General features: G+C 70.8%; 18 protein-coding genes. 17 read left to right on the plus strand and 1 reads right to left on the minus strand.

Annotation, left to right across the window (positions count from 1 at the left end; translation table 11 throughout):
• Window positions 1-151 precede the first annotated feature (151 nt).
• From tig to clpX, 4 genes are all read left to right on the plus strand, one after another.
• On the plus strand, window positions 152-1558 hold the full coding sequence (gene tig, locus RI578_RS26420; RefSeq protein WP_310873401.1) for a trigger factor: 1407 nt from the start codon (window positions 152-154) through the stop codon (window positions 1556-1558).
• A gap of 324 nt (window positions 1559-1882) precedes the next feature.
• Complete coding sequence (locus RI578_RS26425; RefSeq protein WP_193776311.1) at window positions 1883-2488, plus strand: ATP-dependent Clp protease proteolytic subunit; 606 nt, start codon at window positions 1883-1885, stop codon at window positions 2486-2488.
• A 124-nt stretch (window positions 2489-2612) separates the two neighbouring features.
• A complete protein-coding gene (locus RI578_RS26430) occupies window positions 2613-3293 on the plus strand; it encodes an ATP-dependent Clp protease proteolytic subunit (RefSeq protein WP_310873402.1) in 681 nt (226 codons plus the stop codon).
• Window positions 3294-3474: 181 nt separating this feature from the next.
• Entirely contained in the window at window positions 3475-4761 is a 1287-nt protein-coding gene (gene clpX / locus RI578_RS26435) for an ATP-dependent Clp protease ATP-binding subunit ClpX (protein WP_121747006.1), read from the plus strand.
• 73 nt (window positions 4762-4834) lie between these two features.
• Here clpX and RI578_RS26440 read toward each other — a convergent pair whose 3' ends face one another.
• Window positions 4835-5806, minus strand: coding sequence for a hypothetical protein (locus tag RI578_RS26440; RefSeq protein WP_310873403.1), 972 nt, complete (start codon window positions 5804-5806; stop codon window positions 4835-4837).
• A gap of 136 nt (window positions 5807-5942) precedes the next feature.
• Here RI578_RS26440 and RI578_RS26445 point away from each other — a divergent pair, with 136 nt between their 5' ends.
• The 13 genes from RI578_RS26445 to RI578_RS26505 all read left to right on the plus strand — a co-directional run bounded on the left by RI578_RS26445 (window position 5943) and on the right by RI578_RS26505 (window position 26452).
• Window positions 5943-8567: a valine--tRNA ligase gene (locus tag RI578_RS26445; protein ID WP_310873404.1), complete on the plus strand. Its 2625-nt coding sequence runs from the start codon at window positions 5943-5945 to the stop codon at window positions 8565-8567.
• Window positions 8568-8736: 169 nt separating this feature from the next.
• The gene (locus RI578_RS26450) at window positions 8737-10260 is read left to right on the plus strand and encodes a folylpolyglutamate synthase/dihydrofolate synthase family protein (protein WP_310873405.1); all 1524 of its coding nucleotides are present in this window, start codon (window positions 8737-8739) and stop codon (window positions 10258-10260) included.
• 6 nt (window positions 10261-10266) lie between these two features.
• Complete coding sequence (locus RI578_RS26455; protein ID WP_310873406.1) at window positions 10267-10623, plus strand: DUF4233 domain-containing protein; 357 nt, start codon at window positions 10267-10269, stop codon at window positions 10621-10623.
• 81 nt (window positions 10624-10704) lie between these two features.
• Window positions 10705-11118 (plus strand): nucleoside-diphosphate kinase, encoded by a 414-nt coding sequence (gene ndk / locus RI578_RS26460; RefSeq protein ID WP_007449819.1) that lies wholly within the window; start codon window positions 10705-10707, stop codon window positions 11116-11118.
• A 319-nt stretch (window positions 11119-11437) separates the two neighbouring features.
• Window positions 11438-12457, plus strand: coding sequence for a rod shape-determining protein (locus RI578_RS26465; RefSeq protein ID WP_052838153.1), 1020 nt, complete (start codon window positions 11438-11440; stop codon window positions 12455-12457).
• Between the two features lie 181 nt (window positions 12458-12638).
• Window positions 12639-13622 carry a rod shape-determining protein MreC gene (mreC, locus tag RI578_RS26470; protein ID WP_310873407.1) on the plus strand — a complete coding sequence of 328 codons (984 nt, stop codon included), beginning with the start codon at window positions 12639-12641 and terminating at the stop codon, window positions 13620-13622.
• Window positions 13623-13635: 13 nt separating this feature from the next.
• Entirely contained in the window at window positions 13636-14307 is a 672-nt protein-coding gene (gene mreD / locus RI578_RS26475) for a rod shape-determining protein MreD (RefSeq protein WP_310873408.1), read from the plus strand.
• 82 nt (window positions 14308-14389) lie between these two features.
• Window positions 14390-16699, plus strand: a complete 2310-nt coding sequence (mrdA, locus tag RI578_RS26480; protein ID WP_310873409.1) for a penicillin-binding protein 2 — start codon at window positions 14390-14392, stop codon at window positions 16697-16699.
• Window positions 16696-17895 (plus strand): rod shape-determining protein RodA, encoded by a 1200-nt coding sequence (gene rodA, locus RI578_RS26485; RefSeq protein WP_310873410.1) that lies wholly within the window; start codon window positions 16696-16698, stop codon window positions 17893-17895. The genes mrdA and rodA overlap by 4 nt, the downstream gene beginning before the upstream one ends.
• Window positions 17896-17997: 102 nt before the next feature.
• Window positions 17998-19941, plus strand: a complete 1944-nt coding sequence (locus RI578_RS26490) for a TIGR03960 family B12-binding radical SAM protein (RefSeq protein WP_310873411.1) — start codon at window positions 17998-18000, stop codon at window positions 19939-19941.
• A gap of 51 nt (window positions 19942-19992) precedes the next feature.
• Window positions 19993-21081, plus strand: coding sequence for a hypothetical protein (locus RI578_RS26495; RefSeq protein ID WP_310873412.1), 1089 nt, complete (start codon window positions 19993-19995; stop codon window positions 21079-21081).
• 48 nt (window positions 21082-21129) lie between these two features.
• Window positions 21130-21906 (plus strand): TIGR03936 family radical SAM-associated protein, encoded by a 777-nt coding sequence (locus RI578_RS26500; RefSeq protein WP_310873413.1) that lies wholly within the window; start codon window positions 21130-21132, stop codon window positions 21904-21906.
• A 274-nt stretch (window positions 21907-22180) separates the two neighbouring features.
• Window positions 22181-26452, plus strand: a complete 4272-nt coding sequence (locus RI578_RS26505; RefSeq protein ID WP_310873414.1) for an Rne/Rng family ribonuclease — start codon at window positions 22181-22183, stop codon at window positions 26450-26452.
• The last annotated feature ends 108 nt before the right edge of the window (window positions 26453-26560 follow it).

Below are 26560 nucleotides of genomic sequence, written 5' to 3' on the forward strand. Positions count from 1 at the left end.
ATCGCCTTTTGGGCCGTGTAGTCGCTGCCGTTACTATGCAAGCTGCACGCCCGTGTGTCTCAGCGTCTGAAGTCTCCGGGCGGCGAAATTTGCCGGATGCCGCTCTGGCTCCGGCAGAACCCAAGAAGTCAGCCACCAAGGAGACCGAACCGTGAAGAGCGCCGTGGAGACCCTGAACCCGACCCGGGTTCGGCTCACTGTCGAGGTGCCCTTCGAGGAGCTCAAGGACAGCCTCGACGCGGCGTACAAGAAGATCAACCAGCAGGTCACGGTGAAGGGCTTCCGCAAGGGCAAGATCCCGGCCCGAGTCATCGACCAGCGGTTCGGCCGCGGTGCGGTTCTGGAGGAGGCGGTCAACGACGCGCTTCCGAAGTTCTACACCGACGCGGTCAACGAGGCCGAGCTGAACCCGCTCGGCCAGCCCGAGGTCGACATCACGGAGCTGAAGGACGGCGAGACGCTGAACTTCACCGCCGAGGTCGACATCCGCCCGGCCATCGAGATCCCGGACTACTCCGGTATCGAGGTCGAGGTCGACGCCGTCGAGGTCAGCGACGAGGACGTCGAGAAGGCGGTGGAGCAGCTGCGCGAGCGCTTCGCCTCCACCTCCCCCGTCGAGCGTGCCGCCGAGGACGGCGACGTCGTCACCCTCGACCTGCAGGCCAAGGTCGACGGCGAGGTCCTGGAGGACGGCGTCGCCGACGGCGTCTCCTACACCATCGGCTCCGGCGAGCTGCTGGAAGGCATCGACGACGCCGTGAAGGGCGTGGAGGCCGGTGGCGAGGCCACCTTCACCTCCGAGCTCAAGGGCGGCTCGGCGGCCGGCAAGGAGGCCGAGGTCACCGTCAAGGTCACCCAGGTCGCCGCGCGCGAGCTGCCCGAGCTGGACGACGACTTCGCGCAGCTCGCGTCGGAGTTCGACACGCTCGAGGAGCTGAAGGCCGACAGCCGCAAGCGCCTGGCCAACACCAAGCAGTACGACCAGGCCACGCAGGCCCAGGAGCGCGTGCTCGACAAGCTCCTCGAGCTGGTCGAGGTCCCCGTCCCCGAGAAGCTCCTCGAGGACGAGGTCAACACCCGCAAGCACAACCTGGAGCACCACCAGCTGGGCCAGATGGGCCTGGACCTCGAGAAGTACCTGGAGCTCCAGGGCAAGACCGTCGAGGAGTTCGAGGCCGAGACCCGCGAGGCCGCGGTCAAGGGCATCAAGACCCAGTTCGTCCTCGACGAGCTGGTCAAGCAGGAGAAGCTCAACGTCAGCCAGGAGGAGCTCACCGAGCACCTCATGCGCCGCGCCGCCTCCTCCGGCATGTCCCCCGACCAGTTCGCCCAGGCCGTCGTCGAGCAGGGCCAGGTCCCGCTCCTCGTCGGCGAGGTCGCCCGCGGCAAGGCCCTGGCCGTCGTGGTCGAGAAGGCCACGGTCAAGGACACCAACGGCGAGGTCGTCGACCTGGAGGACGAGGAGGAGGAGACGGAGGCCGCGGAGGCCGCCGCCGAGTCCGCCGAGTCCGGTGACGACAAGGCCGAGGAGAAGTCCGAGGAGAAGACCGAGGGCTGAGCCCCACGGCTCCTCGCGAAAGACGTGTGACGGGCTCCGGGGCGACAGCGCCCCGGAGCCCGTCGGCGTACGGCGCGGCAGCGCGCCGAGGCGCGCGGGGCCGTATCGGCGCGGGCGAGCCCCCTGCTCACCCAGCGGAGCGACATGCGCTCACAGCGAACACCCGCGGAACCGGGATGGCACCGCGGGGCCTGCGCGTTAGGGTCCATGAATACGAGGGCAGGGGAGTCCCCGAAACCGGCCGGACGGCCCCGAGCCCCGGCAGAACACGTGAGACGGCCCGGCGCCGTCGTAAGACGAGCAGGTGGATACGTGACGAATCTGATGCCCTCCGCCGCCGGCGAGCCCTCCATCGGTGGTGGCCTCGGCGACCAGGTCTACAACCGGCTGCTCGGCGAGCGGATCATCTTCCTCGGCCAGCCGGTCGACGACGACATCGCCAACAAGATCACCGCACAGCTGCTGCTCCTTGCCGCCGACCCGGACAAGGACATCTTCCTGTACATCAACAGCCCCGGCGGCTCGATCACGGCCGGCATGGCGATCTACGACACCATGCAGTTCATCAAGAACGACGTGGTGACGATCGCGATGGGGCTGGCGGCCTCGATGGGGCAGTTCCTGCTCAGCGCGGGCACCCCGGGCAAGCGCTTCGCGCTCCCGAACGCCGAGATCCTGATCCACCAGCCCTCCGCCGGTCTGGCCGGCTCCGCCTCGGACATCAAGATCCACGCCGAGCGGCTGCTGCACACCAAGAAGCGCATGGCGGAGCTGACGTCCCAGCACACCGGTCAGACGATCGAGCAGATCACGCGCGACTCGGACCGCGACCGCTGGTTCGACGCCTTCGAGGCCAAGGAGTACGGCCTCATCGACGACGTCATCCCCACGGCCGCCGGCATGCCGGGCGGCGGCGGCACGGGGGCCTGAGCCGCTCCCCGCGGGCCCCGGGTCCACCCGGGCCCCGCGGAGCCGAGCCCAGCCCTCCGCGGGCCCAGTGCGCCCGTCCAGCCGGCCCCGAGCCGACCGCCTCAGCCCCTTCCCAGGAGAAACTGTGAACGACTTCCCCGGCAGCGGCCTGCACGACCGCATGCGTGCCGAGTACACCGGCCCGTCCGCCGAGTCCCGCTACGTGATCCCGCGCTTCGTCGAGCGCACCTCCCAGGGCGTTCGCGAGTACGACCCGTACGCGAAGCTCTTCGAGGAGCGGGTGATCTTCCTCGGCGTCCAGATCGACGACGCCTCCGCCAACGACGTCATGGCGCAGCTGCTGTGCCTGGAGTCGATGGACCCCGACCGGGACATCTCGATCTACATCAACAGCCCCGGCGGCTCCTTCACGGCGCTCACGGCCATCTACGACACGATGCAGTTCGTGAAGCCCGACATCCAGACGGTCTGCATGGGCCAGGCGGCCTCCGCCGCCGCGATCCTGCTGGCCGCCGGCACGCCGGGCAAGCGCATGGCGCTGCCCAACGCCCGGGTGCTGATCCACCAGCCCTACAGCGAGACCGGCCGCGGCCAGGTCTCCGACCTGGAGATCGCCGCCAACGAGATCCTCCGGATGCGCGCCCAGCTGGAGGAGATGCTGGCCAAGCACTCCACCACGCCGGTCGAGAAGATCCGCGAGGACATCGAGCGCGACAAGATCCTCACGGCCGAGGACGCCCTGGCCTACGGCCTGGTCGACCAGATCATCTCCACCCGGAAGATGAACAACGAGTCGGTTCGCTGACACGGAGCGGGTATCGTCTGCTGCTCCTTGGCACGGTCCACGTCAAAGTGAACCGTGCCAAGGGGGGCCCGGACGGGGGGCCCGGCAAGGTACCGTCGGACATAAGGCAGCACCAGGAGTCCGCCGGCCGTTGACGTGACGTCGACGGCGGGGAGTCTCCCAGGCGAAGGGGAAGCACACCGTGGCACGCATCGGTGACGGCGGCGATCTGCTCAAGTGCTCGTTCTGCGGCAAGAGCCAGAAGCAGGTCAAGAAGCTCATCGCAGGGCCCGGTGTCTACATCTGCGACGAGTGCATCGACCTCTGCAACGAGATCATCGAGGAGGAGCTGGCGGAGACCAGCGAGGTGCGCTGGGAGGAGCTCCCCAAGCCCCGCGAGATCTACGAGTTCCTCGACGGGTACGTCGTCGGCCAGGAGGCCGCCAAGAAGGCGCTCTCCGTAGCGGTGTACAACCACTACAAGCGCGTCCAGGCCGGCGAGAACGGCGGCGCCCAAGGCCGCGAGGACGCCATCGAGTTGGCGAAGTCCAACATCCTGCTGCTGGGCCCCACGGGCTCCGGCAAGACCCTCCTCGCCCAGACCCTGGCGCGCATGCTGAACGTCCCCTTCGCGATCGCCGACGCCACGGCGCTCACCGAGGCCGGTTACGTCGGCGAGGACGTCGAGAACATCCTGCTCAAGCTGATCCAGGCGGCGGACTACGACGTCAAGAAGGCCGAGACCGGGATCATCTACATCGACGAGATCGACAAGGTCGCGCGGAAGAGTGAAAACCCGTCGATCACGCGCGACGTCAGCGGCGAAGGCGTCCAGCAGGCGCTGCTGAAGATCCTCGAGGGCACCACGGCCTCCGTCCCGCCGCAGGGCGGACGCAAGCACCCGCACCAGGAGTTCATCCAGATCGACACGACGAACGTCCTGTTCATCGTGGGCGGCGCCTTCTCGGGCCTGGAGAAGATCATCGAGGGCCGGGCCGGCGCCAAGGGCATCGGCTTCGGCGCGACGATCCGCTCCAAGCGGGAGCTGGAGTCCAAGGACCAGTTCGAGGCCGTCATGCCCGAGGACCTGGTCAAGTTCGGCATGATCCCCGAGTTCATCGGCCGGCTCCCGGTCATCACCTCGGTCCACAACCTCGACCGCGAGGCCCTGCTCCAGATCCTGGTCGAGCCGCGCAACGCACTCGTCAAGCAGTACGAGCGCCTCTTCGAACTCGACGGCGTCGAGCTGGACTTCGAGCGCGAGGCCCTGGAGGCCATCGCCGACCAGGCCATCCTCCGCCAGACCGGCGCCCGAGGCCTGCGCGCCATCATGGAGGAAGTCCTCCAGGGCGTCATGTACGAGGTCCCCTCCCGCAAGGACGTCGCCCGCGTCGTCATCACCGCCGACGTGGTCCTCTCCAACGTCAACCCGACGCTGATCCCGCGGGATTCGCGGGGGCGGGGGCCGGGGGAGCAGAAGACGGCGTAGCCGTCGCCGTACGAACGAACGCGGAAGGGGCCCGGTCGACCGACCGGGCCCCTTCCGCGTTGCCGTTCCGGCGTCAGGCCTTGACGCGGACTTCCTTGCGGAGCTTGGCGGTGATCTCGGCCGCCTCGGCGGGGTCGGCCTTCTTGCCGGCCGCGATGTCCAGGATGCTCATCGGCATGGCGAAGCCGAGCGTGCTGTGGTCGCCCCAGACGCAGTACGTCATCGTCATCGACTTCGGCTCGTTCGGGCCGCCGCTCGAGTTGTCGACCTTGGCCTCCTGGCACTTCAGGATGGCACCGTCGAGGGACTCGGGCTTGTACTCCTTCGGGTCGCCCTGCAGCGTGACGTCCTGGTCACTGCCGCCCTCCTGGCTCTCCTTCTTCATGTTGGCGAACATCGCGTCGACGGCCTTCTCCGGGTCGTCGATCGTGCCGTAGACGCCGCCGAACATGAGCTGCTTGCTGGCCAGCGGGTTCTCCTCGTTCTTCGCCGTGTACGAGGCGCTCACGTCCTTGGGGTCCTTCACCCCCCACTGCTCGGCGTCCTTCATGTCGCCGGCGTCCATGGTGCCGCTGTCGCTCTTCTCCTTCGTGTAATCGCCGAGCACCGTCGCCGGAGTCGTCAGCTTGTGCGGGCCGTCGTCGGCGATGTCCGAGCCGCCGGCACCCCCGCCCCCGCCGAACACGAAGTACGCCCCCACGCCGATCGCCGCCACGACGGCGACCGCGCCGATGATCAGGCCCGTCTTCTTCTTGCCGCCGCCCGGCGCCGGGGGCTGGGGCATGCCGTACGGCTGCTGGCCGTAGGGAGGCTGCTGGCCGTACGGGGCCTGCTGGCCGTACGGCGGCTGCTGAGGCGGGACGCCGCCCTGCTGGGGCTGCTGCGGGTAGCCGTAGCCCGGCTGCGCGGGCGGCGGCGTCTGCTGGGGGTAGCCGTAGCCGGGCTGGGGGGCCTGCGGCGGCTGCTGGCCGTACGGCCCCGGCTGGCCGTACGGTCCGGGCTGCTGGGGCTGCCCGCCGTACGGGCCCGGCTGGTTGTGACTCATTTCTGGGTTCCCCTCCAGATGCTTACGTGGTGCTGACATCCTGACGCAGGCATGGCGTGCGCAGGTCACTGGGGGCCACACCGTTACAGAGAAACGCGTTTCGGGACAGGGTCGTGACGCCCTTAAACTGACCCCCGTGACCGAGAACTCTCAGCAGCCGCAGCCCGCACCCACCACCGAACTGCCGACCCAGTACGCGCCGGCCGAGGTAGAGGGGAAGCTGTACGAGCGCTGGGTGGAACGGGGTTACTTCGAGGCGGACGCGGACAGCGACAAGCCTCCGTACACCGTCGTCATCCCCCCGCCGAACGTCACGGGCAGCCTGCACCTCGGGCACGCCTTCGAGCACACGCTCATCGACGCCCTGACCCGCCGCAAGCGGATGCAGGGGTACGAGACGCTGTGGCAGCCCGGCATGGACCACGCCGGTATCGCCACGCAGAACGTCGTCGAGCGGGAGCTGGCCAAGGAGGGCAAGTCCCGGCACGACCTCGGCCGTGAGGCGTTCGTCGAGCGGGTCTGGCAGTGGAAGGGCGAGTCCGGCGGGCAGATCAGCGGGCAGATGCGGCGCCTGGGAGACGGCGTCGCGTGGTCGCGTGAGCGGTTCACCATGGACGAGGGCCTGTCCCAGGCCGTCCAGACCATCTTCAAGCGGCTCTACGACGACGAGCTGATCTACCGCGCCGAGCGCATCATCAACTGGTGCCCCAGGTGTCTGACGGCCATCTCGGACATCGAGGTCGAGTACCAGGACGACGACGGCGAGCTGGTCTCGATGAAGTACGGGGACGGGGACGACACCATCGTCGTCGCCACCACCCGTGCCGAGACGATGCTCGGTGACACGGCCGTCGCCGTCCACCCCGAGGACGAGCGGTACAAGCACCTGATCGGCAAGCTCATCAAGCTGCCGCTCACCGACCGCTCCATCCCGGTCGTCGCCGACGAGCACGTCGACCCCGAGTTCGGCACCGGCGCCGTCAAGGTGACGCCCGCCCACGACCCGAACGACTTCGAGATCGGCCGGCGCCACGACCTGCCCGCCATCGCGGTCATGGACGAGCACGCCGTCATCACCGCCCACGGCCCCTTCCAGGGCCTGGACCGTCTCGAGGCCCGCTCCGCCATCGTCGCCGCGCTGCGCGCCGAGGGCCGGATCGTCGCCGAGAAGCGGCCGTACGTCCACAGCGTCGGCCACTGCTCGCGCTGCAAGACCACCGTCGAGCCGCGCCTGTCCATGCAGTGGTGGGTCAAGGTCGGCCCGCTGGCGAAGGCCGCCGGTGACGCCGTCCGCGACGGCAAGGTCAGGATCCACCCGCAGGAGATGGAGAAGCGGTACTTCGACTGGGTCGACAACCTCCACGACTGGTGCATCTCGCGCCAGCTGTGGTGGGGCCACCGCATCCCGGTCTGGTACGGCCCGGAGGGTGAGGTCGTCTGCGTCGGACCCGACGAGGAGCCGCCGAGCGGCGAGGGCTGGCACCAGGACTCCGACGTCCTGGACACCTGGTTCTCCTCCGGCCTGTGGCCGTTCTCCACGCTGGGCTGGCCCGAGCAGACCGACTCGCTCGCGAAGTTCTACCCGAACTCCGTCCTGGTCACCGGCTACGACATCCTCTTCTTCTGGGTCGCCCGGATGATGATGTTCGGCCTGTACGCGATGGACGGCACCCCGCCGTTCCACACCATCGCCCTGCACGGCATGGTCCGTGACCAGAACGGCAAGAAGATGTCCAAGTCCTTCGGGAACGTCGTGAACCCGCTGGACTGGATGGACAAGTACGGCTCCGACGCGCTCCGCTTCACCCTCGCGCGCGGCGCCAACCCGGGCGTCGACGTCCCGATCGGCGAGGACTGGGTCCAGGGCTCCCGGAACTTCGCCAACAAGATCTGGAACGCCACCCGCTTCGCGCTGATGAACGGCGCGACGGTCGACGGCCCGCTGCCGGACGCCTCGAAGATGTCGTCGACCGACCGCTGGATCCTCTCCCGGCTCAACTCGGTGGTCGCCGAGGTCGACGCGTACTACGAGGACTACCAGTTCGCGAAGCTGTCCGACGCGCTGTTCCACTTCGCCTGGGACGAGGTCTTCGACTGGTACGTCGAGCTGTCCAAGACGACGTTCCAGGCGGGCGGCGAGGCCGCCGAGGTCAGCAAGCGCGTCCTCGGTGAGGTCCTCGACGTCACGCTGCGGCTGCTGCACCCGGTCGTCCCCTTCGTCACCGAGACGCTGTGGACGACGCTCACGGGCGGCGAGTCGGTCGTCATCGCCGAGTGGCCGTCGGACTCCGGCTTCCGGGACGCCGACGCCGAGCGGGAGATCGAGACCGTCCAGTCGGTGATCACCGAGGTCCGCCGGTTCCGCGCCGACCAGGGCCTCCAGCCCGGCCAGCGGGTTCCGGCGCGGCTGACGCTCGCGGGCAGCCCGCTCGCGGCCCACGAGGCGGCCGTCCGGCAGCTGCTGCGGCTCCAGCCGGAGGGCGATGCCTTCACGGCGACGGCCACCCTGCCGGTGGCGGGCGTCGAGGTCGCCCTCGACCTCTCCGGTGTCATCGACTTCGCGGCGGAGCGCAAGCGCCTCGCCAAGGACCTCGCCGCCGCCGAGAAGGAGAAGGCCCAGGCGAACGCCAAGCTCAGCAACGAGGCGTTCCTCGCCAAGGCGCCGGATCAGGTCGTGGACAAGATCCGGGGCCGGCTGGCCAAGGCGGACGAGGACATCGCCCGCATCCAGTCCCAGCTGGAGAAGCTGCCGGAGGCGTAGCCCGCCGGTTGTGCGTCGGTGAAGGCCCCCGGAGCCCGATCGGCTCGGGGGCCTTTGCTCGCGTTGCGGTGGGTCGCGCGGCCCGGCGCTGAACGGGGTGCCGCCGCGCCCACCCGTGCCGCCCCAGCGGCACGACTGCCCGCAGCGGCGGGTACGTAGACTGGTCCCCGTGAGCGACATCCCCGGCGAGAACGACCAGCCCGACCCCCAGGACCCCCTCGACTCCTTCGACGAGATCATCGACGCGGAGACCACCCGCGACCCCGACCTCGCCGTCATCGAGGCCGGCAGCCGCACCCTCCGTACCCAGGGCGGCCCCCCGCAGGCCGACGTGCCCGCGCGGCCGGAGGATCCCGAGGTGGACAAGGCCCTGCGCGAGGTGGAGACGGAGCTCGCGACCCGCTGGGGCGAGACCAAGCTGGAGCCGTCCGTCACCCGGATCGCCGCGCTGATGGACGTACTGGGGGACCCGCAGCGGTCGTACCCGTCCATCCACATCACGGGGACCAACGGCAAGACCACCACCGCCCGCATGATCGAGGCCCTGCTCGGCGCCTTCGAGCTGCGCACCGGGCGGTACACCTCGCCGCACGTGCAGTCGGTCACCGAGCGCATCAGCCTGGACGGGGCGCCGATCTCCGGGGAGCGGTTCGTCGAGACGTACGAGGACATCAAGCCGTACGTCGAGATGGTGGATGGCCGCCAGGAGCACCGGCTGTCCTTCTTCGAGGTGCTGACCGGCATGGCGTACGCCGCCTTCGCCGACGCGCCCGTGGACGTGGCCGTCGTCGAGGTCGGGATGGGCGGCTCCTGGGACGCCACCAACGTCATCGACGGGGACGTCGCCGTCGTCACCCCCATCGACCTGGACCACACCGACCGGCTCGGCGAGACGCCCGGCGCGATCGCGACCGAGAAGGCCGGCATCGTCAAGCAGGACGCCACCGTGATCCTGGCCCAGCAGCCGGTGGACGCGGCGCAGGTGCTGCTGAAGAAGGCCGTGGACGTCAACGCCACCGTGGCGCGCGAAGGGCTGGAGTTCGGCGTCGTGGCCCGGCAGGTCGCCGTCGGCGGGCAGTTGATGACCCTGCGCGGGCTCGGCGGCGAGTACACCGAGGTCTACCTGCCGCTGCACGGCGCCCACCAGGCGCACAACGCGGCCGTGGCGCTGGCCGCCGTCGAGGCGTTCTTCGGCGTCGGCGCGCAGCGTCCCGAGCCGCTGGACATCGACACCGTGCGCAAGGCCTTCGCCGCCGTCGCCTCACCGGGACGGATGGAGGTCGTGCGGCGTTCGCCGACCGTGGTGCTGGACGCCGCGCACAATCCGGCCGGCGCCCGGGTCACCGCGGAGGCGGTCGGGGAGGCGTTCCAGTTCAGCCGGCTCATCGGTGTGGTCGGCGCGAGCGGCGACAAGAACGTGCGGGGGCTGCTGGAGGCCTTCGAGCCGGTCTTCGCCGAGGTCGTCGTCACCCAGAACTCCAGCCACCGCGCGATGGACGCCGACGAGCTGGCCGGGATCGCCGTCGAGGTGTTCGGCGAGGACCGCGTCCAGGTCGAACCGCGGCTGCCGGACGCCCTGGAGGCCGCGATCACGCTGGCCGAGGAGGAGGGCGAGTTCGCGGGCGGCGGTGTGCTCGTCACCGGTTCCGTCATCACCGTCGGCGAGGCCCGACTGCTCCTCGGGAGGGGCTGAGAAACCGTGCGTACGCTCTGTGCTTCGACTCTGATCAGCGAGTTCTTGGTGATCGGCTTCGCCGGACTGGTCGCCATGAAGGACCCGGACCTGTCCGTCGGGACGGTGTGGACGGTCAGCGGCATCGCGATGTTCCTGTGCGTCGCGCTGTGCGGCGTGGTCACCCGGCCCGGCGGCGTCGCCTTCGGCTGGGCCCTGCAGATCGCGCTGATCGCCTCCGGCTTCGTCGTGCCGTCCATGTTCTTCCTGGGCGCGATCTTCGCCGCCCTGTGGTGGGCCTCCGTGCACTACGGGCGGAAGATCGACGAGGCGAAGGCGAGGTTCGCGGCCCAGGCCGAGGTCTCCGCGCCCGACGCCGCCTGACGCTGCGTGACAGGCGCCGCGACACGCCCGGTAACCTCAGTCATCACCTCGCACAACCGCACACCCCCAAGGGAGCCCGTCGTGACCCAGCGCAGCCTCGTCCTCCTCAAGCCCGACGCCGTCCGTCGTGGCCTGACCGGCGAGATCATCAGCCGTATCGAGCGCAAGGCCGGCTGGCAGATCACCGCGCTGGAACTGCGCACCCTGGACGCCGAGACGCTGGAGCAGCACTACGGCGAGCACAAGGGCAAGCCCTTCTACGAGCCGCTGGTCGAGTTCATGGCGTCCGGCCCGGTCGTCGCCATGGTCGTCGAGGGTGAGCGGGTCATCGAGGGCGTGCGCGCGCTGGCCGGCCCCACCGACCCGATCGCCGCCGCCCCCGGCTCCATCCGCGGGGACTTCGGCGTGATCGTCCGGGAGAACCTGATCCACGCCTCCGACTCCGAGGAGTCCGCCGAGCGCGAGCTGAAGATCTTCTTCCCGGGTCGGGTCTGAACCTTCTTCGGGACACGCCGGACGGCTCTTTTTTCTGACAGGCCGTCAGTCGAATGGCCGAGGCGGAGCCGGGGCGGTCGCGTAAAAGCGACCGCCCCGTGGCATATGCGCGCCTGATCGGGGGAACGGATGCCCCCGTTGGCCCGTCTCCACAAGCGAGGCGCCGCGCCATCTGCTGACAATGGCGAAGACCCTCGCGCAGTGTTCGCGAAAGCGCGTCTACGATGGAAGCCTCCACGCGTCACTGCACCCACTTCGCCTACCTGAAAAGCCCTCAAAAGCTCCTGGGAAGGCCAGTCGAATCCTGATGGGGAACTCAATGTCGTTCATCGGCCGTGACATGGCTGTCGACCTCGGGACCGCCAACACGCTGGTGTACGTCAGGGGTCGCGGGATCGTACTCAACGAGCCGTCCGTCGTCGCGATCAACACCAACACCGGTGGCATCCTCGCGGTCGGCGCCGAAGCGAAGAAGATGATCGGGCGCACGCCCGGCAACATCGTTGCCGTGCGCCCGCTGAAGGACGGCGTCATCGCCGACTTCGAGATCACCGAGCGGATGCTCCGCTACTTCATCCTGAAGATCCACAAGCGGCGTTATCTGGCTCGCCCGCGGGTCGTCGTCTGTGTGCCCTCGGGCATCACGGGCGTCGAGCGCCGCGCCGTCATCGAGGCGTCGTCCCAGGCCGGCGCCCGACAGGTGCACATCATCGAGGAGCCCATGGCCGCGGCCATCGGCTCCGGCCTGCCGGTCCACGAGGCCACGGGCAACATGGTGGTGGACATCGGCGGCGGCACCACGGAGGTCGCGGTCATCTCGCTCGGCGGCATCGTCACCGCCCAGTCCATCCGCGTCGCGGGTGACGAGCTGGACAACGCCATCATCCAGCACGTGAAGAAGGAGTACAGCCTTCTGCTGGGTGAGCGCACGGCCGAACAGATCAAGATCACGATCGGTTCGGCGTACGACCTCGACGCTGACGAGCACACCGAAATCCGTGGCCGGGACCTCGTCTCCGGGCTGCCCAAGACCGTCGTCATCTCGGCCGCCGAAGTACGCAAGGCCATCGAGGAGCCGGTCAACGCGATCGTCGACGCCGTCAAGACCACCCTCGACAAGTGTCCGCCTGAGCTGTCCGGCGACATCATGGACAGGGGCATCGTCCTGACCGGCGGCGGCGCGCTGCTGCGCGGGCTCGACGAACGGCTGCGCCGGGAGACCGGAATGCCGATCCACATCGCCGAGGACCCGCTGGACAGCGTGGCGCTCGGCAGCGGCAAGTGCGTCGAGGAGTTCGAGGCACTCCAGCAGGTGCTGGACGCCTCGCCCCGCAGATGACGTAACACTTCGGTTCCGCCGTACGAGACGATCTCCTCTCGTGCGGCGGATCGTTGATATAGAGGGTTGCGGTACCGGATGCGCGTGAAGCGCCCGTCGTACCGAATCAGCTGAATTCCTGAACACCGCCACGTACATTCCGAGATTCCCGAATTCGACGAGGAAGGCACGGCCGCCGCACGTGAGGGACACGAAAGAGAGCCGGCTGCTCCTGGTGCTGCTGATCGCCATCGCGTTCGCACTGATCACGGTGGACATCCGCGGTGGGGAGGACTCCCCGGTCGACGGTGCCCGGCAGGCCGCGGCGGGCGTCTTCGGTCCGATCGAGAACGGGGTGTCGTCCGCGGTCGACCCGGTCGGCAACGCGGTCTCCGCCATCCGCGACTCCGGCGACCGGCACGACCGGCTCGCCGAGCTGGAGACGCAGAACGCGGCCCTGAAGGCGAAGCTCGGCAGCGACGAGCGCGGCCGCAGCCGCCTGAAGCAGCTCGACAAGATGCTCGGGCTGGCCGGCGCCGGCCAGTACGGCATCAAGGGCGCCCAGGTCATCGCCATAGGAGCCGCGCAGGGCTTCTCCTGGACCATCACCATCGACGCCGGCGCCGACGACGGCATCAAGCGCGACATGACCGTCCTCAACGGCGACGGCCTCGTGGGCCGCGTGACCACCGTCGGCCCGGGCACCGCCACCGTGCTGCTCGCCAACGACCCCGACTTCACCGTCGGCACCCGGATGGAGGCCAGTGACGAACTCGGCTTCGCCTCCGGCCAGGGCGGCCGGCCCCTGCGCGTCGAACTCCTCAACGGCAAGGCCGACGTCAAGAAGGGCGACCGCCTGGTCACCTTCGGCTCCCAGGCCGACAAGCCGTTCGTGCCCGGCGTGCCCGTAGGCGTCGTCTCCCGCATCGACCCCTCCGGCGGCGACCTGACCCGCACCCTCGACGTAACGCCGTACGTCAGCTTCACCAAGCTCGACATCATCGGCGTCGTCGTCCAGGCCCCGCAGAAGGACCCGCGCGACACGGTGCTCCCGGACAAGCCGAAGCCGAAACCCACGCCGACCGTCACGGTGACCGCGACCCCGTCCGCCGGGGCCGGCACCGACGGGGGGACGCAAGGCGAAGAGAACGAGCAGACCGAGCAGAACCAGCAGAACGAGCAGTAGGAGTTCTCACCCCATGCGCGTCAACCGGATCCTGCTGTCCGTCTCCCTCGTCGTCGTCGCCCTGGTGCTCCAGGTGAGCGTCCTCGCCCGCCTCCACCTGCCCGGCGCCGTCCCCGACCTGCTGCTCCTCACCGTCCTCGGCCTCGCCCTGGTCTACGGCCACGTCGGCGGCGCCCTCGTCGGCTTCGGCGCCGGACTGCTCGCCGACCTCGCCCCGCCCGCCGACCACGCCGCCGGCCGCTACGCCCTGGTGCTCTGCGTCATCGGCTACCTCGCCGGCCTCGCCAAACCGGAGAACGGCCGGCTCAGGACGGCCACCGGCCCCATGGCCGTCGTGGTCGTCGCCGCCCTCGGCACCACCCTGCTGTACGCCGGCGTCGGCGCCCTCGTCGGCGACACCGCCGCCCGCCATGTCGGCCTGCCCAGCCTGCTGTTCACGGCCGCCCTGTACGACCTGCTGCTCGCGCCCTTCGTCGTCCCCGGCATCATGGCCCTGGCCAGACGCGCCGAGAACGACCCGCTGGCCGAGACCAACTCCGCCGGCCAGAAGACCGACATCGCCTCCGGCTGGCTCTCCGGCGGCACCGGGCTGCGCATCGGCAACCAGCGCAACGGACTGCGGGTGAAGGCGGCGCGGGCGCGGGTCGCCCGGGCCGGACGCATCAAGGGGGTCAAGCGGCTGTGACGACGCGGCAGCACACGACGCGGCCGTGCGCGACGCGGCCGTACCCAAGGACCACGCACCTCACGAGGGGGAGGCAGCCGCGGTGACCAACATCCCCGAGACCGGCCGCAGCACACGCGTCCAGACCCGGCTCGTCGTCATCCAGATCCTCGTCCTCTCCCTTCTCGGCACCCTCGGCGGCCGGCTCTGGTACCTCCAGATCCGCCAGGGCGACGAGTACGCCAAGGAGGCCTCCGGCAACCACGTCCAGCAGGTCGTCCAGCCCGCCCCCCGCGGCTCGATCCTGGACGCCCGCGGCGTGGCGCTCGCCGACAACGAGACCCGGCTCGTCGTCTCCGCCTCCCGCACCGACCTGCTCAAGATGAAGGACGACGGCAAGGCCGTCCTCACCAAGCTCGCCGGGGTCCTGGGCATGACGCCCAAGGAGGTCATGGACAAGGTCCGGCTGTGCGACGCCGAGACCCCCCAGCCCTGCTGGAACGGCTCGCCCTACCAGCCGATCCCCGTCACCGACGAGGCCACCCCCAAGCAGGCCCTCCAGATCCGCGAACGGGCCGAGGACTTCCCCGGCATCACCGCCGAGCCCGAGGCGATGCGCCGCTACGCCGCCCCCGGCCAGTCCAACACCGCGCAGGTCCTCGGCTACCTCTCGCCCGTCACCGACGAGGAGATCCAGAAGGCCCAGGACACCGACTCGCCCTTCCTGCGCTCCGACCAGGTCGGCCGCTCCGGCCTGGAACGCCAGTACGACAAGGCGCTGCGCGGCAAGGCCGGCGTCACCCGCTACGAGGTCGACAACCTCGGCCGCGTCATCGGCGAGGCCGAGTCCGACCCCGGCGTGCCCGGCTCCAACCTCGTCACCAGCATCGACGCCCGCGTCCAGCGGGTCGCCGAGTACGAGCTGAACGAGGCGATGAAGGAAGCCCGCAAGCAGTACGACGACAACACCGGCGAGAACTACAAGGCCGACGCCGGCGCCGTCGTGGTGATGGAGGCCAAGACCGGCCGCGTCGTCGCCATGGCCTCCAACCCGACGTACGACCCGAACGCCTGGGTCGGCGGCATCGACGCCGCCGACTACAAGAAGCTCACCGGCAAGGACTCCAACTACCCGCTGCTCAACCGGGCCACCCAGGGCCAGGCGGCCCCCGGCTCGATCTTCAAGGTGATCTCCACGTCCGCCGCCGTCGAGGCCGGCTACGACTTCGACGGCGGCTACGACTGCTCCAGCTCCTACTCCGTCGGCGGCCAGGTCTTCAAGAACTACGAGTCCGCCAGCTACGGCTCGATCGACCTCGGCCGCGCCCTGGAACTCTCCTGCGACACCGTCTACTACCGCCTGGCCCACCAGGAGTGGAAGAAGGACGGCGGCAACAACCCGAAGAACCCCAACGACTACTTCTACAAGGCCGCCCACGAGTTCGGCCTCGGCAAGAAGACCGGCATCGACCTCCCCAACGAGGTCACCGGCCGCGTCCCCGACCGCCAGTGGAAGCAGGACTACTGGGAGGCCAACAAGGACGCCTGGTGCAAGTCCGGCAAGAAGGACGGCACCTACGTCGAGAAGCTCGCGTACGAGGGCTGCCTCGAAGGCAACAAGATGCGCGCCGGTGACGCCATCAACTACTCCATCGGCCAGGGCGACACCCTCACCACCCCCATCCAGATGGCCACCATCTACGCGGCCATCTCCAACGGCGGCACCATGTACGACCCGAGCATCGGCAAGGCGGTCATCAGCCCCGACGGCAAGGAGATCCGCCCGATCGAGCCCGAGGCCCACGGCAAGCTGCCGATAAGCAAGACCACGCTGGCCAAGATGGACGACGCCCTCGAAGGCGTCGCCACCCGCGGCACCGCCGCCTGGCGGTTCGCACAGGACGGCTGGCCGCAGGACAAGATCCCGATGCACGCCAAGACCGGTACGGCCGAGGTCCACGGCAAGCAGACCACCTCCTGGTTCGCCACGTACACCGACGAGTACTCGATCGTCATGACGATCTCCCAGGGCGGTACCGGCTCCGGCGCCTCCGGCCCCGCCGTCCGCAACATCTACGACGCCCTGTACGGCGTCTCGGACGACGGCGAGGTCGACAGCAAGAAGGGACTGCTGCCCAAGCCGCAGGCGAAGCTCCCGACGATCAAGGCGGACGGCACCATCCCCGCCCCGAAGATGCCCAAGGACGCAGTCAAGGACCTGCTGCCGAAGGAGAAGGCCTCCCCGGAGGAGGAGTACGCCCCCATCGACGGACAGGAACAGGGAGCGACGACGCCGACGCAGAACGGCGACAACCGCGACACGCGCCGTCACCGACGACGCGGCGGCGCGGGCCGGCGCGGCGGCGGACAGCGCAGTGCGGGCAGAAGCGGAAGCCGGAGGGCGCGCGCATGACCGGTTCCAACAGCTTCCAGGTCTCCGGATACGGGCCCGAGAAGGCCGGGTGGACCCGACTGCTCGCCCGGGACTCGATGGCGCGCCGGCTCGACTGGCCGATACTGCTGGCCGCCGTAGCGCTCTCGCTGATGGGCTCGCTGCTCGTCTACTCCGCGACCCGCAACCGCACCGAACTCAACCAGGGCGACCCGTACTACTTCCTGACCCGGCACCTCCTGAACACCGGCATCGGGCTCGCCCTGATGGTCGGCGTCGTCTGGCTCGGCCACCGCGCCCTGCGCACCGCCGTGCCGGTCCTCTACGGCGCGTCCGTCTTCCTGATCCTGCTGGTGCTCACCCCGCTCGGCTCGACCATCAACGGCGCCCACTCCTGGATCAAACTCCCCGGCGGCTTCTCCCTCCAGCCCTCGGAGTTCGTGAAGATCACGATCATCCTGGGCATGGCGATGCTGCTGGCCGCCCGCGTCGACGCGGGGGACCGGCCGAACCCGGACCACCGGACCGTGCTCCAGGCCCTGGGCCTGGCCACCGTGCCGATGCTGATCGTGATGCTCATGCCCGACCTCGGCTCGGTCATGGTCATGGTCATCATCGTGCTGGGCGTGCTGCTCGCCTCCGGCGCCACCAACCGCTGGGTGTTCGGCCTGATCGGCGCCGGAACCGCCGGCGCGCTCGCCGTCTGGCAGCTCGGCATCCTCGACGACTACCAGATCGCCCGATTCGCCGCCTTCGCCAACCCGGAACTCGACCCCGCGGGCGTCGGCTACAACACCAACCAGGCGCGCATCGCCATCGGCTCCGGCGGCCTCACCGGCTCCGGCCTCTTCCACGGCTCACAGACCACCGGCCGCTTCGTCCCCGAACAGCAGACCGACTTCGTCTTCACGGTCGCCGGAGAGGAACTCGGCTTCCTCGGCGCGGGCCTCATCATCGCCCTGCTCGGCGTGGTGCTCTGGCGCGCCTGCAAGATCGCCCGCGAGACCACCGACCTGTACGGCACGATCGTCGCCGCCGGAATCGTCGCCTGGTTCGCCTTCCAGACCTTCGAGAACATCGGCATGACGCTCGGCATCATGCCGGTCACCGGCCTGCCGCTGCCCTTCGTGTCGTACGGCGGCTCGTCGATGTTCGCCGTGTGGCTCGCGGTCGGGCTGCTCCAGTCGATCACGGTGCAGAGACCGATGTCCGCCTGAGCACGGGCCCGGCCGGGCTGCGGGCCACGGGCGGTACGGGGGACCTCCTTCGCCGGGTTAGGCTGGATGGTCCCCCTTGTCAGCACACAAAGGTTCCCTGAGATGCCTGCCGAAGCCGCCGAGCCTGTGAAGTCTGTGTTTCCGCAGCTCGAAGCTCTGCTCCCGCATGTGCAGAAGCCGATCCAGTATGTCGGCGGAGAGCTCAACTCCACGGTCAAGGAGTGGGAATCCTGCGACGTCCGCTGGGCCCTGATGTACCCCGACGCGTACGAGGTCGGTCTGCCCAACCAGGGCGTCATGATCCTCTACGAGGTGCTCAACGAGCAGCAGGGCGTCCTCGCCGAGCGCACCTACAGCGTGTGGCCGGACCTTGAGGAGCTGATGCGGGAGCACTCCGTCCCGCAGTTCACCGTCGACAGCCACCGCCCGGTGCAGGCCTTCGACGTCTTCGGCCTCTCCTTCTCCACGGAGCTGGGCTACACCAACATGCTGACCGCCCTGGACCTGGCCGGCATCCCGCTGGAGGCCAAGGACCGCGGCATGGACGACCCGGTCGTCCTGGCCGGCGGACACGCGGCCTTCAACCCCGAGCCGATCGCCGACTTCATCGACTGCGCGGTCATCGGCGACGGCGAGCAGGCCGTCCTGGAGATCACCGCGATCATCCGCGCCTGGAAGGCCGAGGGCCGCCCCGGCGGCCGCGAGGAACTCCTCCTCCGCCTGGCGAGGACCGGCGGCGTGTACGTCCCCGGCTTCTACGACGTCGAGTACCTCCCCGACGGCCGTATCGCCCGCGTCGTACCGAACCGCAGCGGTGTTCCGTGGCGGGTGAGCAAGCACACGGTCATGGACCTCGACGAGTGGCCCTACCCCAAGCAGCCCCTCGTCCCCCTCGCCGAGACCGTCCACGAGCGCATGTCGGTGGAGATCTTCCGCGGCTGCACCCGCGGCTGCCGCTTCTGCCAGGCCGGCATGATCACCCGCCCGGTGCGCGAGCGCTCCATCACCGGCATCGGCGACATGGTCGAGAAGGGCCTGAAGGCCACCGGCTTCGAAGAGGTCGGCCTCCTGTCCCTCTCCTCGGCCGACCACTCGGAGATCGCCGACGTCGCCAAGGGCCTCGCGGACCGGTACGAGGAGGACAAGATCGGCCTGTCCCTCCCCTCCACCCGCGTCGACGCCTTCAACATCGACCTGGCCAACGAGCTGACCCGCAACGGCCGCCGCTCGGGCCTCACCTTCGCCCCCGAGGGCGGCTCCGAGCGCATCCGCAAGGTCATCAACAAGATGGTCTCGGAGGACGACCTCATCCGGACCGTCGCCACGGCCTACGGCAACGGCTGGCGCCAGGTGAAGCTGTACTTCATGTGCGGCCTGCCCACCGAGACCGACGACGACGTCCTCCAGATCGCCGACATGGCCACTCGCGTCATCCAGAAGGGCCGCGAGGTCTCCGGCTCCGGCGACATCCGCTGCACGGTCTCGATCGGCGGCTTCGTCCCCAAGCCCCACACCCCCTTCCAGTGGTCGCCGCAGCTCTCCGCCGAGGAGACGGACGCCCGCCTGCAGAAGCTCCGCGACAAGATCCGCGGCGACAAGAAGTACGGCCGCTCCATCGGCTTCCGCTACCACGACGGCAAGCCCGGCATCGTCGAGGGCCTCCTCTCCCGCGGCGACCGCCGCATCGGCGCCGTCATCCGCGCCGTCTACGAGGACGGCGGCCGCTTCGACGGCTGGCGCGAGCACTTCTCGTACGACCGCTGGATGGCCTGCGCCGACAAGGCCCTGGAGCCCTTCGGCGTCGACGTCGACTGGTACACCACCCGCGAGCGCGGCTACGAGGAGGTCCTCCCCTGGGACCACCTCGACTCCGGCCTCGACAAGGAATGGCTCTGGGAGGACTGGCAGGACGCCCTCGACGAGACCGAGGTCGACGACTGCCGCTGGACGCCGTGCTTCGACTGCGGGGTGTGCCCGGCGATGGACACGGAGATCCAGATCGGCCCGACCGGCAAGAAGCTGCTGCCGTTGTCCGTGGTCAAGTAGGACCGCACGGCACGACGCCGCAGGATCCGAATCGGGTCGCGCGGCGTCTTCATGGGCATGGTGGATCTGGAGAAGGCGCCCGGGGTGGGTCCGCGGGAGGAAGCGGTGCGGCGGTCGGATGCCGAGGGGTGTCTGGTCGTGGCGATCCGGATTCCGGTGCGGATCGTGGTCCTGGTGCTGGTCCTGCCGGTGCGGATGGTGTGGGACGCCCTGGTCGTCGCCGGGAGGGTGCTGCGGGACACGGTGCTGCGGCCGTTCGGGCGGGCGCTGGCGTGGCTCGGGCGGGCCGTCTTCGTGTGGCCGCTGGTCGGGGTGTGGCGTTATGTCCTCGTGCCGCTGGCCAAGGGGGTCGCCTGGCTCGGGAACGTGCTGCTCGTCGTGCCGGCGGTGTGGGTGTACCGGTGGCTGCTGACGCCGGTCGGGCATGGGCTCGCCTGGTTCTTCATGGGTGTGGGGGCCGCGTTCGCGGCCGTCGGGCGGGGGCTGTACGCCGGTCTCGCCTGGCTGGCGCGGTATCTCGTCGTCGTACCGGCGGCGTGGCTCTACGCCTGGGTGCTCACTCCGGTCGGGCACGCGCTCGCCTGGTGCGGCAGAGGGCTGGCCTGGTGCGGCAGGGGACTGCTCTGGTGCCTGGGCATGGTCGTCACCGGTGCGGGCACGGCCCTGTACTGGATCGTCCGGGTGCTGCTGGTGCTGCCCGCCCTGGCGCTGTGGCGGTGGGTGCTCACGCCGATAGGCCGGGTGCTCGCCGTCATCGGGAGGGAGGTCCTGGACGCCCTCGGGCACGCCTGGCGGATCGCGGGGCACATCTCGCGCGCCGTCGGGCGGTTCCTCGGCACCCTCTTCCGGTGGACCGTCGCCGAGCCGGCGCGATGGGCGTACCGGAGCGTCCTGACGCCGGTGGGGCACGCCGTGCGGGACGCCGTCCTGCGGCCGCTCGCCGAGGGCGCGCGCGGCGTGGGGCGGGCGGCCCGGCAGGCGCTCGGCTCCGCCCGGTTGTCCGTGCGGCAGGCCCGCGCCGATGTGCGCCGGACGCTCTTCGGAGAGCCGGCGAAGCAGCGGACGGCGGTACGGCGGGAACCATCCGCGGCCGAGGCACGTACTCTTGGTAGCAGTACGACCGCTCTCACGAAGGACTGAACGACACTGGGCAAGCGACAGCCCGAAGGCCCGCCGCCCGTACCCGCGGTGCAGCGCATCCGACTGCGTTACACCAAGCGCGGCCGCCTCCGGTTCACCAGCCACCGTGACTTCCAGCGCGCCTTCGAGCGTGCCCTGCGCCGCGCCGAGGTGCCCATGGCGTACTCGGCGGGGTTCACGCCGCATCCGAAGGTGTCGTATGCCAATGCCGCACCCACCGGCACGGGCAGTGAGGCGGAGTACCTGGAGATCGCGCTCACCGAAGCGCGCGACCCGGAGCGGCTCAGGCTGCTCCTCGACGAGTCGCTGCCCACCGGGCTCGACATCGTGGAGGCGGCCGAGGCCCGGACCTCCGGACTCGCCGACCGGCTGACGGCTTCCGTGTGGGAGCTGCGGCTGACCGGTGTGGATCCCGCGGAGGCCGAACACGCCGTGGCGGCCTTCAACGCGGCCCCGGCCGTGGAGGTCCAGCGCAGGACCAAGAACGGCGTCCGTACCTTCGACGCCCGCTCCGCGGTCGCGCATCTCGAGAGCGTCACCACGTACGGTTCGCCGGCTGATAGGCCGACCGACCAGCCCTGTGCGATACTGCGGCTGGTTGTTCGGCACGTGACGCCTGCCGTACGACCCGACGACGTCCTGTCCGGTCTTCGCGCCGTGGCCGACCTGGCGCCGCCGGTCCCCGCAGCGGTGACCAGGCTGGCGCAGGGGCTGTTCGATGAAGAGACCGGTGCGGTGACCGACCCGCTCGCGCCCGACCGCGAGGCAGAAGCGCCCGAGCCGCAACCGGCCGCCGCTTCCGCCGCCGCGAAGGCGTCGGCGTAAGGAAGGTTCCGCTCAGGGACGGACGTCGCAGCGCCGCCCTCGAACTCGGGAGCCACCTGGGTCGGGCAGCGCACCGACCACAAGACTTTCGCCAGGCCGTGCACGACAAGGGGTACGGAACCGGCGAGACAAGACACGGAGAGCTTCCGAGCGGCGCCCGCGCCCCGGACGGCGGCGACCGCGCATCGCGCGAGCCGCGGACGTCACCGGCGGTCGACATGGTCGATGCCGGACCAGGCGCGGCGCCCGGGAGCCTGACGGGAGAAACCCCCGCATGCTCGAACCGACCGAACCCACAGAGTCCTCGACCACCTCGACGGGCTCCGAATCGAACACCCCCAGCGACACCCTGCCGCCGCGCCGTCGGCGCAGGGCCGCGTCCCGCCCGGCTGGCCCGCCGTCCGGTGCTCCCGAGGCGCCGGCGGAGACCGTCGCGCCGGCCGAGGTGACCGACGAGGCGGAAGAGGCGGAGGCCGAGGCCGCCGCCGAGGTGCCCGAGGCGATTCCGGAGCCCGCGTCCGCGGGTCGGCCGCGGCGCCGTGCGGTGCGCCGCGCCTCCGCGCCCGCCGGGGCCCCGACGTCGGCGGAGACGGCCGAGACCGTCGTGCCGGCGTCCACCGCCGCAGAGGCGCCCGCTGCCGCTGAGACGCCCGCGCCCGCCGAGGCCGAGGACGCCGCCCCGCGCCGTGCCCGGCGTCGCGCCACGCGCAGTGTGACCGCGCCGACCGCGCCGACCGAGTCGGCCGCCGAGGAGGCGTCCGCCGCTCCGGTGTCGGACGCCGCGCCCGCCGAGACGCCCGCTGCCGCCGAGTCCGAGGACGCCGCTCCGCGCCGCGCCCGGCGTCGTGCCACGCGCAGTGTGACCGCCCCGACCGCGCCGACCGAGTCGGTCGCCGAGGAGGTGTCCGCCGCTTCGGTGTCGGAGGCCGCGCCCGCCGAGACGCCCGCTGCCGCCGAGTCCGAGGACGCCGCTCCGCGCCGCGCCCGGCGTCGTGCCACGCGCAGTGTGACCGCCCCGACCGCGCCGACCGAGTCGGTCGCCGAGGAGGCGTCCGCCGCTTCGGTGTCGGAGGCCGCGCCCGCCGAGACGCCCGCTGCCGCCGAGGCCGAGGACGCCGCTCCGCGCCGTAACCGGCGTCGCGCCACGCGCAGTGTGACCGCCCCGACCGGCGCGCCCGCCGGTGCCGGCGTCGAGGTGAGCGAGCCCGCCCCGGCCCCCGAGGCCGCGCAGGCGGCCCCCGAGACGCCGGAAGAGACCGCCGCGCCCGTCGAGGACGCCGCTCCGCGTCGTGCGCGCCGCCGGTCCACCCGTAAGGCCGCCACCGGTTTCGCCGCGCCGGCGCAGACCGCCTCCGACGAGGCGGACGCTCCCAAGCGCCCGTCGCGTCCCGCCGTCGCGGTGTTCCAGGCGCCCGTGTTCGCCGAGCCGCAGTTCCAGACGCCCGAGCGGGCCGCCGCCGAGGCCGCCGCCGAGGCGGCCGGGGCCGAGCCGGAGAAGGCGCCGCAGGAGACCGAGGAGCTCCCGGAGGAGCAGTCCGCCGGGTCGCGTCGGCGTCGCAAGCGCCGGGGCGCCGCCGCCGAGGAGGTCACCGAGGAGCGGGCCGCCGCCGTCGTGAAGCAGGACGAGCCGAAGGCCGAGGCCGAGACGGACGCCGACTCCGACGCCGACGAGGTCGGCGAGGACCACGACGACGCCGAGGGCTCCGAGGAGTCCGGTTCGCGCCGTCGCCGTCGCAGGGGTGGCCGCCGCCGTCGCCGGGGCGACGCCGCCGAGGGCGACTCCGCCGACGGCGACGAGTACGCCGCCGAGCAGGCCGCGCAGGCCGATCAGGACGCCGAGGACACCGCCGAGCAGGCCGAGGAGGACGCCGAGGAGAACGAGGACGCCTCGGGCGAGGGCGGCGGCTCCAGCAGCAGCCGTCGCCGCCGGCGCCGTCGTCGCCGTGCCGGGGACGGCTCCGGTGACGCCGAGCCGTCGTCCGCCGACGACCCCGAGCGCACCGTCGTCAAGGTCCGCGAGCCCCGTCCCCCGCGGGAGAAGGGCGAGCCGTCCGACGAGGTGCAGTCCATCAAGGGCTCGACCCGCCTGGAGGCCAAGAAGCAGCGCCGCCGGGAAGGCCGTGAGCAGGGACGCCGGCGCGTTCCGATCATCACCGAGGCCGAGTTCCTGGCCCGCCGCGAGGCCGTCGAGCGCGTCATGGTCGTCCGCCAGCACGGCGAGCGCACCCAGATCGGCGTCCTGGAGGACGGCGTGCTCGTCGAGCACTACGTCAACAAGGAGCAGGCCACCTCGTACGTCGGCAACGTCTACCTCGGCAAGGTGCAGAACGTGCTCCCGTCGATGGAGGCCGCCTTCATCGACATCGGCAAGGGCCGCAACGCCGTCCTGTACGCCGGTGAGGTCAACTTCGAGGCCCTCGGCATGTCCGGCGGGCCGCGCCGTATCGAGTCCGCCCTCAAGTCCGGCCAGTCGGTCCTGGTACAGGTCACCAAGGACCCGATCGGCCACAAGGGTGCCCGCCTGACCAGCCAGATCTCGCTGCCCGGCCGCTACCTGGTCTACGTGCCCGAGGGCTCGATGACCGGTATCAGCCGCAAGCTGCCCGACACCGAGCGGTCCCGGCTGAAGACCATCCTCAAGAAGATCGTCCCCGAGGACGCGGGCGTCATCGTGCGCACCGCCGCCGAGGGCGCGAGCGAGGACGAGCTGCGCCGCGACGTCGAGCGGCTCCAGGGGCAGTGGGAGGAGATCCAGAAGAAGGCGAAGAGCGGCGGCAGCTCGAACGCGCCCACGCTGCTCTACGGCGAGCCGGACATGACCGTCCGGGTCGTGCGCGACATCTTCAACGAGGACTTCACCAAGGTCGTCGTCAGCGGTGACGACGCCTGGCAGACCATCCACGGCTACGTGTCCCACGTGGCGCCGGACCTCGCCGACCGGCTGTCCCGGTGGACCAGCGAGGTCGACGTCTTCGCCACGTACCGGATCGACGAGCAGCTCGCCAAGGCGCTGGACCGCAAGGTCTGGCTGCCCAGCGGCGGTTCGCTGGTGATCGACCGGACCGAGGCGATGGTCGTCGTCGACGTCAACACCGGCAAGTTCACCGGTCAGGGCGGCAACCTCGAGGAGACGGTCACCAGGAACAACCTGGAGGCGGCCGAGGAGATCGTGCGCCAGCTGCGGCTGCGCGACCTCGGCGGCATCATCGTCATCGACTTCATCGACATGGTGCTGGAGTCCAACCGGGACCTGGTGCTGCGGCGTCTGCTGGAGTGCCTGGGCCGGGACCGTACGAAGCACCAGGTCGCCGAGGTGACCTCGCTGGGGCTCGTGCAGATGACCCGTAAGCGGGTCGGGCAGGGGCTGCTGGAGTCGTTCTCCGAGACCTGCGTCCACTGCAACGGCCGCGGCGTCATCGTCCACCTGGACCAGCCGACCGCCGCCGCCGGTGGTGGCGGCGGTGGCAAGCGCCGCAAGCGGGCGCGGGCCGGCGGCGGAGAGCAGCCGCACGAGCACGAGGCCGTGGCCGGCGTCGAGACCGGTGTGACGGCGGAGCAGGAGGCGGACACCGAGTCCGAGTCCGAGGTCGCCGCCGAGGTGGCCGAGCCGGTCGCCCTCCCGGCGCCCGACTTCAGCGCGGACGAGGAGCTGTACAGCAGCGCCGCCGAGGCCGAGGCCGCCGCCACGCGCGGTCGTGGCCGGCGCCGCACGAGCCGGCGGGCGTCGGCCCCGGCGGGCGCTCCCAAGGCGGCGAAGGGCGAGGCCCGGCGCGCCGAGGTCCCGACCGCTCAGGACGTCACCGTCCAGGAAGAGGTCGAGCGTCCGGTACGGCAGGAGCCCGCCGCCGAGGTGCTCGCCGAGCCCGCCGCCGTCGAGGACGCCGTCTCCGGTGCCCCGGCCCCGGCCGCCGAGGAGGCTCCGGCCGCCGTCGAGACGCCGGCTGCCGAGGAGGCCGCGCCCAAGGGCCGTACCCGCCGTCGGGCCACCCGGAAGGTGTCCGCACCGGCCGGCTCGCCCGCGGGTGCCGAGGCCGCCGTGCTGACGGTCCCGGAGCAGGCCGCCCAGGCCCCGCAGGCCGAGCAGGCGACGGAGGAGGCACCGGCGGCTGCCGAGGCCCCCGCGGAGCCGTCCGGTACGGCCGCCGAGGGCGCCGCCCCGGCGCGTCCGCGGCGCCGGGCCGTGCGCAAGCCCACCACGTCCACCGCGTCCGAGGAGGCGGCCGTCATGGTCGTCCCGTCGGCCCCGGCGGAGGACGCGGGCGAGACCGCGGCCGTGGCGGGAACCGAGGCGGACACCGCCGAGGAGACCGCTCCGGCCAAGAAGGCGGCGGCCCGCAAGACGGCCAAGAAGGCGACGGCGAAGAAGGCCGCCACCAAGAAGACCGCGACCAAGAAGACGACGACCGCGAAGAAGGCCACGGCCAAGAAGGCGGCCAAGACGACGACCGCCAAGAAGGCCACGGCCAAGAAGACGGCGTCGAAGAAGACCGCGGCGGCTGCCCAGCAGACGCCGTCCTCGGTCACGGCCGCCACCGACGAGGGCTGATCCGGCCGCCTGTCGCAGAATGTGTGGTCCTGTCCGGCCCGGAATCCGCTCGGATTCCGTTCGGGCAGGACCACACGTTTCCCCGGACGTTCCCGGGCGCATCATCAC

It is taken from the genome of Streptomyces sp. BB1-1-1 (assembly GCF_031597775.1).
Lineage (GTDB): Bacteria > Actinomycetota > Actinomycetes > Streptomycetales > Streptomycetaceae > Streptomyces > Streptomyces thinghirensis.

Bases quoted from the DNA above. Each gene is read 5' to 3' on its own strand.
- RI578_RS26495 (WP_310873412.1), top strand. From the start codon at position 19,993: ATGGGCATGGTGGATCTGGAGAAGGCGCCCGGGGTGGGTCCGCGGGAG.
- rodA (WP_310873410.1), top strand. From the start codon at position 16,696: ATGACCGGTTCCAACAGCTTCCAGGTCTCCGGATACGGGCCCGAGAAG.
- RI578_RS26465 (WP_052838153.1), top strand. From the start codon at position 11,438: ATGTCGTTCATCGGCCGTGACATGGCTGTCGACCTCGGGACCGCCAAC.
- RI578_RS26490 (WP_310873411.1), top strand. From the start codon at position 17,998: ATGCCTGCCGAAGCCGCCGAGCCTGTGAAGTCTGTGTTTCCGCAGCTC.
- mreD (WP_310873408.1), top strand. From the start codon at position 13,636: ATGCGCGTCAACCGGATCCTGCTGTCCGTCTCCCTCGTCGTCGTCGCC.
- RI578_RS26425 (WP_193776311.1), top strand. From the start codon at position 1,883: ATGCCCTCCGCCGCCGGCGAGCCCTCCATCGGTGGTGGCCTCGGCGAC.
- RI578_RS26440 (WP_310873403.1), bottom strand. From the start codon at position 5,806: ATGAGTCACAACCAGCCGGGCCCGTACGGCGGGCAGCCCCAGCAGCCC.
- RI578_RS26505 (WP_310873414.1), top strand. From the start codon at position 22,181: ATGCTCGAACCGACCGAACCCACAGAGTCCTCGACCACCTCGACGGGC.